This is a genomic window from Pseudomonas sp. RV120224-01b (assembly GCF_003208145.1).
Taxonomy (GTDB): Bacteria; Pseudomonadota; Gammaproteobacteria; order Pseudomonadales; family Pseudomonadaceae; genus Aquipseudomonas; species Aquipseudomonas monteilii.
Map to the genome: position 1 here is coordinate 52,825 of NZ_QKMQ01000025.1, position 14,062 is coordinate 66,886.

A 14,062-nucleotide genomic window follows, 5' to 3' on the forward strand; every position below is an offset into this window, starting at 1 on the left:
CAGTGAAGTGAACGAGAGGAAAAAGGAGAAATGTGTGCCACCATGGTGAGAACCACAGTGGCAGGAACAACCGTAGATCAGAAAGGAAAGGCCATGAAATACAGTTGTTCAGCAACACCGGTGAGCGGTGTAAGAGAATATTAAGAGGGAGGTTGTGCAACCCTGAAAAGCACTAAGCTTTAATCTCTTAACATACACACATTATGACACGAATGATTATCATTTGTCAATACGTTACATGCGTCATCTGCACTTTTAGTCAACTATTTTTTCGACACATACTCCAGATCAGCTTGGGTAAACACAGCCTTCAACATCTTCTCAATCACTTCCACAGGAACCCCAGCTCCATAGGTATCAAAGGTGATCGTTCCTGAAGCGTGACCCATTACAGCCTGAGCGTGAGTAACAGGAACCCCCTTCGCTTGCATCAACGAAGCCAGAGAATGGCGCAGTGAGTGAAATACTAAGCCGCGTTCGTAAGCTTCTCCCAAAGCGGCAGGGATAGCGTGCTGGTTGACCCACTCACCCGACGGCCTGTAACCAATCTGGGCTAGCGATTCGCTCCCACTGCGGCGGATAACATCGACGTACCTTAGGAACGCTGCTAACTCGAAGCCATAGGCACCGTCAGTAAGCGGCACCAGTCGCTCGCTCTGCTTGTTCTTGATTGACTTCCCCTCACCTGCCTCATTGATGTGAATGGCAACAAGGCCAGATTTCATGGCTACAACGTCACCCGGAGTCAACTGGCATATCTCCTTCAGCCGCCCGCCAGTGATGATTCCCAAGCTGAGCAGCCATCGTTTCCATGATGCTTCTGGAAGGCAGTTCGCATAGTCCATTAGCTTGCGCACCTGCGGTTGGGAGAACGCCTTACGGGTCGATTCAACCCCCTTTGTAAGCTTCAGCTTTTTGTCGTATGTCCTGCTCAGGTGCCCATTCTCCACAGCCCATGCGAGCACAGCCGACATCTTCACAATCAACTTGTTTACCGTTGAGGGCATCCGTCCTTGGGCTAGTCGCCCCCTGAACGCTACAAGGTCTTCTCTTGAGTGGTTCCTGAAGTCCAATCCCTCCAGATGCTCACTGATCACCTTGTGACACAAAGTCGTTTCCTTCAGGGTCGAAGGTTTCTGCTCTCCAGCACGATCAGCCATGTACAACTGAGCGAGTGCATCAAAGGTCATCGGTGACTCTGCTGGCACTGTGATCATCACTTCTCTGTTCGGTGTTTCCACTGGGCTTGGGGGAACGGTGACGCTCCGGTACAACTCCCCCCAATGATGAAAGGGATGACTGTCATCAGCAGACACCACGGTGCGACTCACCAATGTCAGCAGATACTCTCGTAGATCGTTCCACAAGGCTTCAGGCCGCTCAATGTGGAAGGTTTGGAGTGATGCTATGAGATTAGCGGAGGTGTCCATTGCCCGTCTCCGATCAGTGGTCTTCAGAGAGACAGACACCATCCTGCTCACGCTACCTGTCATACGAAGACGCAGGTAGTACACCCCGTGTCGCCGGTAGTGGTAGGGGCTGGCTAGTCGGCAATGTGGCCTCAAGGGCAACGTGCGGGTTGTGACAACACTTGTAACAGGGTGGCTCTGTAGGTTGACGCTCATGATGGTTAACCCCTTGAATCTATTGGATTAACCCTTTCCCTCTTTGTCGTTCTGGATGTACTGCCGGGAGGATTTGCGCAAATTGAAGCGGATTACCCTGTTGTGGGATTACATCCGGGGGGTGACGGAGGCGAATGCACCGTTGCTGATGGGGGAAACGCGGGAGATGCGGTTTGCTCAGGAATGACGGGATTGCGCATTCCCAAGGGCAGCACAAATCCTGTGGGAGCGGGCGTGCCCGCGAACACCGGCGAAGCCGGTGCCAGACACCGCGCTGCCTGTTTCGCGGGCGCGCCCGCTCCCACAGGGAAAATGTGACAGCCTGTGAGCCAGGGTTAGTAAGACGCGACCACGATAGACACCCGCCGGTTCTCGGTACGCCCGGCGCTGGTGCGGTTGTCTGCCACTGGCTGGGTGCTGCCCAGGCCACGGCGCTGAATGTTCTGGGCCTGCATGCCCACCCCGACCAGCGCTTTGGCCACGCTTTGGGCACGGCGCTCGGACAGTTGCTGGTTATACGCCGCCTTGCCCGACGAGTCGGCATGCCCGTCCACCCGCACGCCCTGGATGCCAACGCCCAGCAGCGCCTTGCCGATGCGCTCGACAATCGCCTGGCTCTGGCCGTTAAGGCTGTCCAGGTCGCTGCCGAACAGCACTTTGCCGGACAGGTCGTAGGCCCAGCCTTCATCGGTGGGGGTAAAGCCTTCGCGCTTGAGTACGGCAATCTGTTCAGGGGTAAGGCCCTTGGGTGGTGCGCTCTGGCAACCGGTCAGCGCCAGCACGGCGAGCAACAAGGCCCAAAGGGGAAAACGTATAGCGTGCATCACGGGTTCAACTCCTGTTCTTGATTTCACTGGCGGACCGTTCCGTCTGCGCCACTTGCCAATGGCCACGGCGTTTACGCTTGGCCTCGTACATCGCCGCATCGGCGGCATTGAGAAGACTGGCGGGGTCAGCGCCGTCGTCCGGGTAATAGGCAATACCGACACTCAGTGAGGTGGCAATGCTGCGGCCGCTGTCCAGCTGCACCGGCAGCTTCATGCTGGCCACGATCTTCTCGGCAATCTGCTCGGCGTCCTTGCGTGACTGCAAAGGTGTCAGCAGCACGGCGAACTCGTCACCGCCCAGGCGTGCAACCAGGTCGTGCTCGCGCAGCTGGGCGCGCACGCGGTCGGCCACGCTGATCAGCACTTCATCGCCCACGGCATGGCCAAGGGTGTCGTTGATCTGCTTGAAGTGGTCGCTGTCGAGGAACAAAAGCGCCAAGTGGTCCCTCTGCCGCGCGGCATTGCGCACGCTGCGGTTCAGGCGCCCCTCGAAGAAGGCGCGGTTAGGCAGGCCGGTCAGGCTGTCGTGGCTAGCCTGGTGGGCCAAGGTCTGGTTTTCGTTCTGCAGGTGGCTGTGCCACACCTCCAGTTCGTCCAGCAGGGCATTGAAGTCGTTGCCCAGTTCGTTTAGCTCGGCAATCGGCGCCTCCGGTACGCGCCGGTCGAAGCTGCGTTCGCGGCGGGCGGCGTGGGCGACACTGGCCAGGCCGCGCAGCGGACGGGTGATATTGCTGAGCAGGCGCCGCGACAGATACTGGGCAGCCAAAGCGCTGAGTATCGTGCAGAACAGGATTCCGGCCAGACCGCTGAGCAGGAACAGCAGCAGGCTACGGCCCTGGCCGACCAGTTCGGTGTGCCCGACTTTTTGCTGCTGGTGCAGGATCGGCAAGTTGACCGGCTCATCCAGCAAGGCCGTGGCCACCTGCACTTCGAGCTTGCCGAGCATGCCCGTATCACCGCGTTGCCAGTGCGCCAGCAGTTCGCCTTCGTTGTTGAAGACCTTGGCTTCGGCCACCTCCTCGTTACTGGCGATCAGCGCCAGTGATTCGTTGGCCGCAGCACTGTCATCGAACACCACCGCCGCCTCTACGGTGTAGTTGATCGAGCGGGCGATCAGGTGCAGGTTGTGATTGGCATAGACGCGCAGGGCGAGCACACCCAGCAGCGTAAGCGAAATACCGGCCAGGCCTACCGCGAGCAAGGCAACGCTGAGGTGGCCACGGCCCAGCACCGAACGCAGGGTCGGGCGCACACCCTGCTTGCGGGTCGGCTTCATGGCTGCACCGCCCGGCGCCGCGACAGTTGCAGCACGCTGGGGTGAATGCGCACGCCGGAACGCGCCACCGAATCCAGGTTGACTTCAAAGGCCACCTGCTGGTCGCTGACCCGCAGGCAGAACAGGCTGCCGACCGTGCAGGGGTCGTTCGCTTCGCTGATGCTCAGAACCGGGTGGCCGCTGATGCGCTCGAACAGTTTGTCGCGCTGGCCCTGGTCAAGCTTGCCAATGTAGATGGCATCGCAGGCCTGGGCGACCTGGGTATCCTCTGCCAGCAGCCGCCGCACCTGCAGCGGGCGGCCGGACTCCTGTACATGGCCTTTGATCAGGTCATCGGCATACTCGGTGGGGCCGACCAGGCACAGGCGTAAGGGGGATGGTTCGACCGGCCAGCGGGCATAGCTGAAGATACCCAGTACGACCTGGGTCACGGCCTTGGCGCGTTGCTGGGCCTGGGCGGTGGTTGTGGCAGTATCTGCCCGGGCGGAGCCCATGGAAATGAACAGGGCGGCCAGCAACAGCGAAAGTGCACAGCTTGGCGCTCGCCTCCCGGCCACGTTCATGTGGGAAATCTCTTATGGTCCTTTCCGGTATCGGCGCAACGATAGCACAAGGCCGCTTCCTTGTATGGAAGAGCGGCCAGGTGCATCGGGTTGTATGCCCCTAGACCTGCTCCAGCATCAACCCGGAAATACGCCGTACCTTGCGCGCCACCGCTTCTTCGAAAATGCCCTGGCGTGGCTCGACCAGGCTGAAGCAGTGCTTGGCGCGGGTGATGCCGGTATACACCAGTTCCTTGGTCAGCACCGGGTTGAGCGCATCCGGCAACACCAGTGCGGTGTGGCTGAACTCCGAGCCCTGGGACTTGTGCACGGTCATGGCGAACACCGTTTCCACTTCGTTAAGCCGGCTCGGCAGGACGAAGCGCACCCCGCCACTGCCATCGTTACGCGGGAAAGCCACGCGCAGCAGCGGCTCGCCTTGCTCATCCGGCAGGCGCAGGGCGATGCCGATGTCACCGTTCATCAGGCCCAGGCCGTAGTCGTTGCGGGTCACCAGCACCGGGCGCCCCTCGTACCAGGGCTGCTGGCTGTCGATCAGCCCGGCATTGTGCAGCACCCGCGCCACCCGCTCGTTGAGGCCTTCGACACCCCAGGCGCCGCGACGCACCGCGCAGAGCAACTGGAAGTCCTCGAAGCTGTGCAGCACCTTGCCCGCCCACTGCTCCCATGCCGGGTCGTCAAATGCGGTTTCGAGTGCCGGCCTGTAGCGGCCAAGGGTGCGCAGGTAGCTGCGATAGCCTTGCGGGCCTTCGGCACCACGGTTCAGGCCGTCGAGCAGCAGGCGGTCAAAAGCACGGTCCTGCTCATGCTTGAGCGCTAGGCTGTGCACGTCGTCCGGTGGCGTGGCCAGCAGGTTGCGTGCCGCGCAAGCGTCCTGGCGATTGACCAGCCTGGCCAGTTGACCAATGCCGCTGCCTTCGCCGAAGCGTCGTGAAAAACGCAGCATTACCACCTGCTGGGCCAGCGGGTTGCGCTGCTCATCGCCAGCCTTTAGCCCGCTGCCGGCCAACGACTCGCCGCTGACCTGTTCCAGCCACGCGGTGGTTGCCGGCGAGTAATAGCCCTCCTCGGCATCCCGGCACAAATCCCCCAGCACCGCGCCGGCCTCGACAGAGGCCAACTGGTCCTTGTCCCCCAGCAGCACCAGGCGTGCCCGTGGCGGCAAGGCATCGAGCAGGTTGGCCATCATTTCCAGGTCGATCATCGACGCCTCGTCGACCACCAGCACGTCCAGCGGCAACGGGTTGCCAGCATGGTGGCGGAAGTGCCGCGAGCCTGGGCGGCTGCCGAGCAGCCGGTGTACGGTGCTGACATCAGTGGGAATTTGCCCGCGGACTTCGGTGCTGACTTGCAGCCGCTCGACTTGCTGGCCAATGGATTCGGTCAGGCGCGCAGCAGCCTTGCCGGTCGGCGCGGCCAGGCGTATGCGCAGCGGCCTGCCCAGCTCTACCGCCGGCCCCTGCAGCAAGGCCAGCAGGCGCACGACGGTCGTGGTTTTACCCGTGCCGGGGCCGCCCGTGATGATGCTGAAACCGGCACGGGTAGCCAGCGCACACGCCAGCTTCTGCCAGTCCACCTGACCTGCTGGCGCACCGCCCGCGAACAGCTGCGCCAGGCGATCTGACAGGTCGGTCAGCGGCGCTTCGGCCTGGGTCAGGCGCTGGCGCAGGGTATGGTCGATGCGCCGCTCGTAGCGCCAGTAACGGCGCAGGTACAGGCGCTCGCCGCTGAGCACCAGCGGCCGCGCTTGCTGGCCTGGGTTATCGCCGAGTGCCACCAGCGAGCTGGCGGCGATGCGCTGGCGCCAGGCATTCAAGTCGAGGTTGGACAGCAGCTGCGAGGGTAACAGCAGAGGGCCAGTCAAGGCGTCACCCTCCGGTGGCAGCGACAGCGCAAAGTCGGGCTCGGCCAGGGTTTGCTGCAAGTCGAGGCACACATGGCCATGGCCCAGTTGGTGGCTGGCCAACGCTGCCGCCAGCAACAGCAAGGGGTCACTGCCTGGGGCGCGCTCTTCAAGGAACGACACGAATGCGCGGTCCAGGGCGCGCAGCCAGCCCCGCTCTACCCAGCGGTCGAGCAGTTGCAGCAGGTCACCACTGTCATGCTGAGGTGCCAGCGCCAACAGGTGCTCGGCGTGCAATGGAGTGGGCAAAAGGTCGACTAGGCTTCGGCTCATGGCGCGACTCCGGCTAACAGGTCCTGCTGTGCGGGCGCGCGCTCACCACGGAACAGCGCATCCAGGCGCTCAATCAGCTCACGCGGTGGCTTGGCGTGGTACACGCCGTGGCCGCTGCTGCTGGCGCCTCGCAGGAAGATGAACAGGGCGCCACCGACATGGCGGTCGTAATCGTAATCCGGCAAGCGTGCGCGCAGCTGCCGGTGCAGGGCCAGCAGGTACAGCACGTACTGCAGGTCATAGCGGTGCTCGATGATGGACTTTTCCATGGCCATTGTGTCGTAGGCCTGGATGTCCGGGCCCAGCCAGTTGGACTTGTAGTCGGTCACGTAGTACCGCCCGTCCAGCTCGAACGCCAGGTCGATGAAGCCTTTGAACATGCCGTTGAGCACGGTTGGCTGCGCTGCCGGGCGTGCCAGGCCAGGGTGGGTGTGGCGAGCGACCAGGCGGTCGAGTTGTTCGGCGTCGACCTGGTGGCTGGCGAACCAGAACTCCATTTCGATCTGATAATGGCGCAACTGACCGAGCGTTACGCTCAGGTCGTTGCCCGGCAACGGCAGCGGCTCGCTCAACAAGCGTTGCAGCCACTGGGTGAGCGTGGGAATCCAGCCGGTCCAGTCACGGCGGTTGCATCGCTGGCCAACGGTTCGCTCGATCAGCTGTGAGTTGCCGGTGACCTGGCTGAAGCCCTCGCGCCCTGCCCATTCCAACAGGCCATGGAGGAAGGTGCCCGGGTTCGGTCCCCGTGGAAAGCGGTGGATATCGCCGCTGTCGGGCGGGACCTCGCGCAACACCTGGGCATCGAGCACCTCGTCATCCAGCAATTGCTGGGCCTGCGAGCTGTCGGCGCCGAGGGTCTGGTCGCCGACGCGCAGGGCGCTGTACGACGCGATCCACCAATGCTCGGCTGCTGCGCGGCGAGGCTTGCGTGCGGGCAGCAGCTCACGCTCGGCATGCGGCATGCGATACACCTGCTCATCCGCCTGCGGCAGACCCGGGCAGGTGATGTGCGGGCACGTCGCTGCCAGCGCCTGCAACCAGTCCGTCAACTGCGTCGATCCGGCCAGAGCAAGGCCGCCCCCCAGCAGGTAGCCAAATGCCGAGCGGTGCAGCTGCGAACTCTTCTGGTTGCCACGCTTGAGGTCGGCCACACCCAGCCAGCAAGCATGCTGTGCCCGGGTCAGGGCTACGTAGAGCAGGCGCAGGTCTTCGGCCAGGCGCTCGTCATCGGCGCGCTCGATCTGCTCCTGGTTCGGCGTGAGTGTGAGGTGGGCATTACCGTCGCTGTCATGCCAGGCCAACGGCAGTCGGGTGCCGTCGACGGGTTTGCTGGTGCAGATGAACGGCAGATAGACCAAGGGATACTCCAGGCCCTTGGACTTGTGGATCGTTACCACCTTGACCAGCTGTTCGTCGCTCTCCAGGCGCAGGATCTGTTCTTCACCGGCCTGCCCGGAACTGGCCAGGTGCTCGGCCAAGTGGCGGATCAGCGCCTGCTCACCGTCCAGCTCGCCTGCGGCCTGCTGCAACAGCTCGGCCAGGTGAAGCAGGTTGGTCAGCACCCGCTCGCCATCACTGCGGCGAATCAGCGTGCGCGGCAGATGGAAGTCATGCAGCAGGTGCCGCAACATCGGTAGCACCCCTTGGCGCTGCCAGGTGTCGCGGTAAAGGCGAAAACGCATGACCCAGCCTTCCCAGACCCGCTCGTCCTGGTTCAGCCGGTCCAGTTCGGCCAGCGACAGGCCCAGTGTGAGGCTGGCCAGTGCGGCCTTGAGCAGGCGTTCCGAGTCTGGCTCGGCGCAGGCCTTGAGCCAGGCCAGCAGGTCGTGGGCTTCCTGGGCGGCAAACACCGAATCCTTGTCGGACAGGTACACGCTGCGCACATCACGCGCGGCCAGCTCGGCGCGAACCATCTGTGCTTCATGGCCATCACGCACCAGGATGGCGATGTCCGAAGGCAGGCAGGGGCGCAATTCGCCCTCGGCATTCTGGAAGCCCGCCGTGCCCTGCTGGCCACCGTTGAGCAAGGCGACGATATGGCTGGCGCAGCTGGCGGCCAGTTGCTGGCGGTAGACGCTGCTGGAAACCGGCTCTTCGCTTTCCAGCTGCCAGCACTGCAGGGCTGCGCTGGCTTCACCGTCAATCAGCAGCTGTTCGCCACGGCCCTTGGCATGCACCTCGATGAACGGCAACGGGTTGTCATCGGCTTCGCGGAACAGGAATGCACCCCGCCCCGTTTCACGCGCTTCGGCCTGCAGGAACACCTGGTTGACCGCCGCGACCATGGCTTTGCTGGAGCGGTAGTTGGTGTCCAGGCTATGCAGGCGGCCACTGGTGGCGCGCCGCGCAGCAAGGTAGGTGTAAATGTCGGCACCCCGGAAGGCGTAAATCGCCTGCTTGGGGTCACCGATCATGAACAGGCCGGTTTGCGCACGGTTTTCGCTGATCTGGTAAATGCGCTCGAAAATACCGTACTGCACCGGGTCGGTGTCCTGGAATTCGTCGATCAGCGCGACCGGAAACTGCTCGCGAATCAGGCTGGCCAGGCGCTCACCGGCCTCGCTGGCCAGGGCGTGCTGCAGGCGCACGAGCATGTCGTCGAAGCCCATTTCCGCACGGCGGCGCTTCTCCACTTCAAATCGCGCCGATACCCAGCCGGCAGCATGCTCAAGCAACGGTGCATCTGGGTTGTCCAAGGCCTGCAATTGCTGTTGCAGCGTCTGCATGGCGTCGAGGGCCGGGTGCTCGGGCGGTTCGCCCTTCCAGGCTTCAGCCATGCCCGCCGGGGTGAGGCGGGTGAAGCCGGTACCCAGGTCGAGCTCCACCCGTTGCTCATCGGCTGCCCAAGCGCAAAGTTTGTCGAACCAGGGTTCGAAGTAACGGGCCTGCATCTTGCGGCCGTCGACCTGCTTGGCGGCCAGTGCATCGCGGCAGATTTGGCGCAGCTCTTCGGCCCACTGCGCCCATGGCGCCTTCAGCCGGGCCAGCTGTTGGCCACGTTGCTGCAGGGACGCCTGGATCAACGCAGCGGGCTCTGGCCCGTCGTGCTGAGCGCGTATGCGGCCAAACAGCGGGCGGATGCGCGGCAGCAAGGCATCGGGGCTCCCCCAGTTGCTGCGGACCCAGGCCAGCGCATCACCGCGCATGCCGTAGCAGAAACGCCGCCAGTAATCGCGCATCACCTGGCCCAGCAGCTCGCTGTGGTCGGTTTCCAGGGTCTGGGTGAACAAGCTGCCACTGTCGAAGGCATGCTCGCGGAGCATGCGCTGGCACCAGCCATGGATGGTCGATACCGCCGCTTCGTCCATCCACTGCACAGCGATTTCCAGGCGGCCGGCACAACGCGGCCAGGCCTCTTGTGGATAATCGTCACGCAGTTGATGCAACAACGGGTCGGCGCCTTCCAGTTCACCACGGAAAAACCGTGCAGCCTCAGCCAGGCGGGCACGAATGCGCTCGCGCAGCTCTTTGGTGGCAGCGTCGGTAAAGGTCACCACGAGGATTTGTGGTGGTAGCAGCTCGCGGTCGAAGCCCTGTTCGCCACCGTGGCCGAGGATCAGGCGCAGGTACAGCGCCGAAATGGTGAAGGTCTTGCCCGTGCCGGCGCTGGCCTCGATCAGCTGGCTGCCGTGCAGGGGGAAACTCAGTGCCAAGGGACGGACCTGGGTCATACGCCTTTCTCCGGATTGCCCAAGGTCTGCCAAGGGGCGGTGAACAACGGGCGGTACAAGGTTTCGCACCAGCCTTCGAAGGTTTCGTCAGCGGTGAGTGCGGCAAAGTCACGGAACTGGCGAGCCAGGGCAATGCTTTCACCACGCTCGCCAAAGCTGGTGCGCTCGTCGCCTTCGTAGGCGCGGGCTGCGGCGGCCTGGGCCTTGTCCGCATCGTCCTGGGCCAACCATGCAAACGCGGTTTTGGCTGCAACGGGCAGAGGCGCATTCATCCCTGCCTGACGGGCCACCAGCAAATCGCCCAACAGTTGCGTGGCCTGCTCGGGCGGCAGCGGTGCAAGCAACAGGGTCAGGTCACTGGCTACCAGCGCACTGTTATAGGGGTAGCCCGCCGCACAAGCGGCCAAGTGCGTGACCCAAGGGGCGATCAGGCGGTGCCACTTGAGGTTGTTGCGCCCGGCACTGATGGTGTTGGGTACGGTGGTGATGCTAAGCAGGCTCTGGTCATCCGCCTGGAACACACGGCCCAGCCAGCCTTCGAGCCGGTGCTGGCCGTGCTCAAAATGCACCGGCAAAGCGCCCTCGACCAGCTGTGGCCAGCGTTGCAGCAACTGCTGGTGACGTTGCAGCAGGTCGGGTAGCGGTTCGATCAGCTCGTTTTGCAGTAGCTCGCCGAAGCCGGCCAGTGGCAACAAACCGCAGGCTTGCAGGCGCCGGGCCTGGGCCTGCAAGGCCTGTTCGGCGTTGCCCGGCTCGGCCAGGGCGGCGCCGAGCAGGCTCTCACTGGCACCGTAGCGTTGCAGGGTATCGAGGACAAAAGGTTCTTCGTCCGGGGTCGGCGCCTCCAATGCTTCGAAGTACACCTTCAAACGCTGGCTGAAGAAGTGCCGTACCGGGTGGCGCAGGAAGTCATTCAGCTGGGTCAGGCTCAGGGCCTCATCGTCGAGATAAGGAGGCAAGCCTGGGTCGCCCTGCTCTTGCTCCTCGCCTTGCTGGTGCAGCACCTGCCATTCGTGGGCAAAACTGAACAGCGGACTGCCCTTCTGGAAATAGCGGGGGCTGAACGGCTGCAGCGGGTGCTCCAGGGTCAGTGCGTGCAGCAGTTGCTCGCCCGGCTGCGCGGGTTGCCCTTGCTCCGCGCCGGTCAACTGCCAGCCCGCAGCGATGTGATCGCGTAGCTGGCCGATCAGTACCGAGGCCGGGCGCTCGCTGTTGTCGCGGATACTGCGCCCGACCCAGCTGACATACAGTTGGTCACGTGCCGACAGCAGCGCTTCGAGCAGCAGGTAACGGTCGTCTTCGCGGCGTGAGCGGTCACCGGGGCGGTAATCGCTGGCCATCAGGTCGAAGTCCAGTGGTTGCTGGGCGCGCGGGTAGTCGCCATCGTTCATGCCCAGCAGGCAGACTACGCGGAACGGGATCGCGCGCATGGGCATGAGGGTGCAGAAGTTAACCGAACCGGCGAGGAAACGTTGCGACAGCTTGCCCTGGTCGAGGCCTGACAGCCAGGCTTCACGCACCACGGTCAGCGGCAACGGGTCATTCAGCCCAACAGCCTCGCACACTTCGAGCCAGCCATCGCGCAGGTCCTGTAGCTGCATCAGCAAGAATTCGTCGTGCTCATCCTCGGCGAGGAAGAATACCTGCAGCAACGCGTGCAGGCGCTCTCCCCACTGACTGACAGTGGCGGGCTCGGAAAATGCCTGACAAGCGACATCGAGTGCATCGAGCAGTGCAACCAGCGGACCGATCAGTGCGGCGTCCAGGCCGCCGATTTCATCGTAGGGCTCGATGCCATCGCAGGCCTCTCCCACACCTACGGCATAGCCCAGCAGCATGCGCCTCAGGCCGAAGCGCCAACTGTTCTGCTCAAGCCCGGCGGGCAAACCCAGGCTGGCCCGCTGCTCGGCGTTGAGGCCCCAACGGATACCGGCGCCCTCGATCCAGCGGTGCAGCGTAGGCAAGTCGTTTTCGCGGATACCGAAGCGGGCACGGACTGCCGGTACGTCCAGCAGGTCGAGCACTTCGCTGACCGCGAAACGGCTATCCGGCAGTTTGAGCAAGTGTTCAAGGGCGATCAGTAAAGGCTCACGCCCGCGCTGGCCCTGATCGGTGAGGGTGAACGGGATGTAGCGCGGGTCATTGCGCTGCAACTGGCCGAACACGGCGCGAATATGCGGCGCGTAAGTGTCGATGGCTGGCAGCATGACGATTACGTCACGCGGGCGCAACGTAGGGTCGGCGCTGAAGCGGGCCAGAAGCTGGTCATGGAGAATCTCCACTTCGCGTTGCGGGCTGTGTGCAATGTGGAAGCGGATCGAGCGGTCTTTGCCTGGGTCGACTTGCGGCCACAGCTCACGGGTTTCGGCGAGCGGGCGCAGTTCAAGAATGTCGTCCTGCAACTGGTTGAGCAATGTGGTGGGCGAGCCGTCGCTGAACAGGTCGATGCGCCCATCACTGAACGCACCCTGGTAGCTGCCCGGGTCGTCATAGCTGTCGAGCAGGTTGATGTAGTCGCGGCCCTGTTTGCCCCAGGCGGCCAACAACGGATGAGCATGCTGGTGCAGCGACTGGTCGTCCAGTTGCAGGGGCATGCCCTGTTTGCGTTGCTGGCGTTTGTACTGGTGGCGTAACAGGTCCTTGTCGGCAACGATGTCGGCCCAGTGGTGGCGGCAGGGGTTGTGCACGCACAACAATACCTGGCTAAAGCGCGCCAGGCCTGCCAGTGCTTCCAGGGCCTGTGCAGGCAACGAGGAAATGCCGAACACAATCACCCGCGGTGGCAGCCCTGCGGGTGCCTGTTCCAGGTTGTTGATGCGCTCGGTGAAGCGCTGATGTACCCCGGCGCGGCTTTGCGCCATGCCCTGCTCACCGACATCCTCCAACAAGGCTCGCCACAACTCGGCTTGCCAGCGGTTGCCCGGCGGCAGGGCTTTGCGCTCACCACGGGCAGTATTGAGGATGTGATTGCCAGCAGCCCAGTCCTTGAGCCAGTCGGCGCGGTAGACCTGGTACTGGTCGAACAGGTCAGCCAGTCGCTCGGCGAGCTGGTAGCGCTTGCGCAGGTCGCTGTCGTCATTGAGGAAGCGCTGCAGCGGCTCGAAATGCGGGCGCTCTATCAGGGCTGGCAGCAGGCGCATCAGGCGCCAGGTCAGTGGGGCCTTGTCGAGCAGGGAAACTTCGGGAATTTCGTCGTGGCCCAGCACGCTGCGGTACAGCTGCCACATGAAGCTGCCAGGCAGTTGCACATCGATTGCAGCAGCGATGCCGCAGCCACCCAGGTCATTTTCCAACGGGTCTTCAGCCAGGGCCAGTTTGAGCCATTGGGCGATACCATTGCTTTGGACAAGGGCGATTTCGTTTTCCAAAGGTGCCAAGGGGTAACGGCGCATCCAGCTCACCACCAGGCTGCGTAGGTCATCGAGGCGGTTGCCGTGGACGATCATGAAACCTGGGTGGAGCGTGGTAATAGCCATTGAGCATTCCCTGGAAGGCAGTTGGTTCAGATGCGGAACCATATCACGGGGCGTGGCACGGACCGTGGCACGCGTGGAGACAAATCTTTTCCTGGCCGGAAAAGACAAAACCCCTACCTGCATGTGCAGATAGGGGTTTTGCGAAATGAATCTTGACGATGACCTACTCTCACATGGGGAAACCCCACACTACCATCGGCGATGCATCGTTTCACTGCTGAGTTCGGGATGGGATCAGGTGGTTCCAATGCTCTATGGTCGTCAAGAAATTCTGTTGCCAGAAGATCCAGATGGATGCTCTAGCGAATTCGGATATGTGAATTTGTGGTCTTACGAATTTTCGGGTCTTTCGTCTTCACCACCACAATTCGGCTCACGCGCAAATTGCTTGGGTGTTATATGGTCAAGCCTCACGGGCAATTAGTATTGGTTAGCTCAACGCCTCACA

7 protein-coding genes, 1 rRNA gene and 1 pseudogene are annotated in these 14,062 nt (G+C 62.7%); 1 reads left to right on the forward strand and 8 read right to left on the reverse strand.

Annotated elements, in window-relative coordinates:
- Positions 1–263 precede the first annotated feature (263 nt).
- Positions 264–1,430 carry a tyrosine-type recombinase/integrase gene (locus N436_RS27340; protein ID WP_110742418.1) on the reverse strand — a complete coding sequence of 389 codons (1,167 nt, stop codon included), beginning with the start codon at positions 1,428–1,430 and terminating at the stop codon, positions 264–266.
- Between the two features lie 244 nt (positions 1,431–1,674).
- Here N436_RS27340 and N436_RS27345 point away from each other — a divergent pair.
- Positions 1,675–1,812: pseudogene (locus N436_RS27345) on the forward strand (LysR family transcriptional regulator); the annotation flags it as partial.
- A gap of 148 nt (positions 1,813–1,960) precedes the next feature.
- On the opposite strand, the gene N436_RS27350 reads toward N436_RS27345, so the two are convergent.
- From N436_RS27350 to rrf, 7 genes are all read right to left on the reverse strand, one after another.
- Positions 1,961–2,452 carry an OmpA family protein gene (locus N436_RS27350; protein WP_060500009.1) on the reverse strand — a complete coding sequence of 164 codons (492 nt, stop codon included), beginning with the start codon at positions 2,450–2,452 and terminating at the stop codon, positions 1,961–1,963.
- Positions 2,453–2,456: 4 nt separating this feature from the next.
- Entirely contained in the window at positions 2,457–3,728 is a 1,272-nt protein-coding gene (locus tag N436_RS27355) for a diguanylate cyclase domain-containing protein (RefSeq protein ID WP_016713423.1), read from the reverse strand.
- Positions 3,725–4,291 (reverse strand): YfiR family protein, encoded by a 567-nt coding sequence (locus N436_RS27360; protein WP_105947035.1) that lies wholly within the window; start codon positions 4,289–4,291, stop codon positions 3,725–3,727. The genes N436_RS27355 and N436_RS27360 overlap by 4 nt, the downstream gene beginning before the upstream one ends.
- Before the next feature lie 100 nt (positions 4,292–4,391).
- Positions 4,392–6,467 (reverse strand): exodeoxyribonuclease V subunit alpha, encoded by a 2,076-nt coding sequence (gene recD / locus N436_RS27365; RefSeq protein ID WP_110742419.1) that lies wholly within the window; start codon positions 6,465–6,467, stop codon positions 4,392–4,394.
- Complete coding sequence (gene recB, locus N436_RS27370; RefSeq protein ID WP_110742420.1) at positions 6,464–10,138, reverse strand: exodeoxyribonuclease V subunit beta; 3,675 nt, start codon at positions 10,136–10,138, stop codon at positions 6,464–6,466. The genes recD and recB overlap by 4 nt, the downstream gene beginning before the upstream one ends.
- Positions 10,135–13,614 carry an exodeoxyribonuclease V subunit gamma gene (gene recC / locus N436_RS27375; RefSeq protein ID WP_110742421.1) on the reverse strand — a complete coding sequence of 1,160 codons (3,480 nt, stop codon included), beginning with the start codon at positions 13,612–13,614 and terminating at the stop codon, positions 10,135–10,137. Before recC ends, recB begins: the two co-directional genes overlap by 4 nt.
- Positions 13,615–13,764: 150 nt before the next feature.
- Positions 13,765–13,880, reverse strand: a 5S ribosomal RNA gene (gene rrf / locus N436_RS27380).
- Between the last annotated feature and the right edge of the window lie 182 nt (positions 13,881–14,062).

Excerpts from the sequence above, each read along its gene's own strand:
- N436_RS27340 (WP_110742418.1), bottom strand. The coding sequence starts at position 1,430 with ATGGACACCTCCGCTAATCTCATAGCATCACTCCAAACCTTCCACATT.
- recC (WP_110742421.1), bottom strand. The coding sequence starts at position 13,614 with ATGGCTATTACCACGCTCCACCCAGGTTTCATGATCGTCCACGGCAAC.
- recB (WP_110742420.1), bottom strand. The coding sequence starts at position 10,138 with ATGACCCAGGTCCGTCCCTTGGCACTGAGTTTCCCCCTGCACGGCAGC.
- N436_RS27355 (WP_016713423.1), bottom strand. The coding sequence starts at position 3,728 with ATGAAGCCGACCCGCAAGCAGGGTGTGCGCCCGACCCTGCGTTCGGTG.
- N436_RS27360 (WP_105947035.1), bottom strand. The coding sequence starts at position 4,291 with ATGAACGTGGCCGGGAGGCGAGCGCCAAGCTGTGCACTTTCGCTGTTG.
- recD (WP_110742419.1), bottom strand. The coding sequence starts at position 6,467 with ATGAGCCGAAGCCTAGTCGACCTTTTGCCCACTCCATTGCACGCCGAG.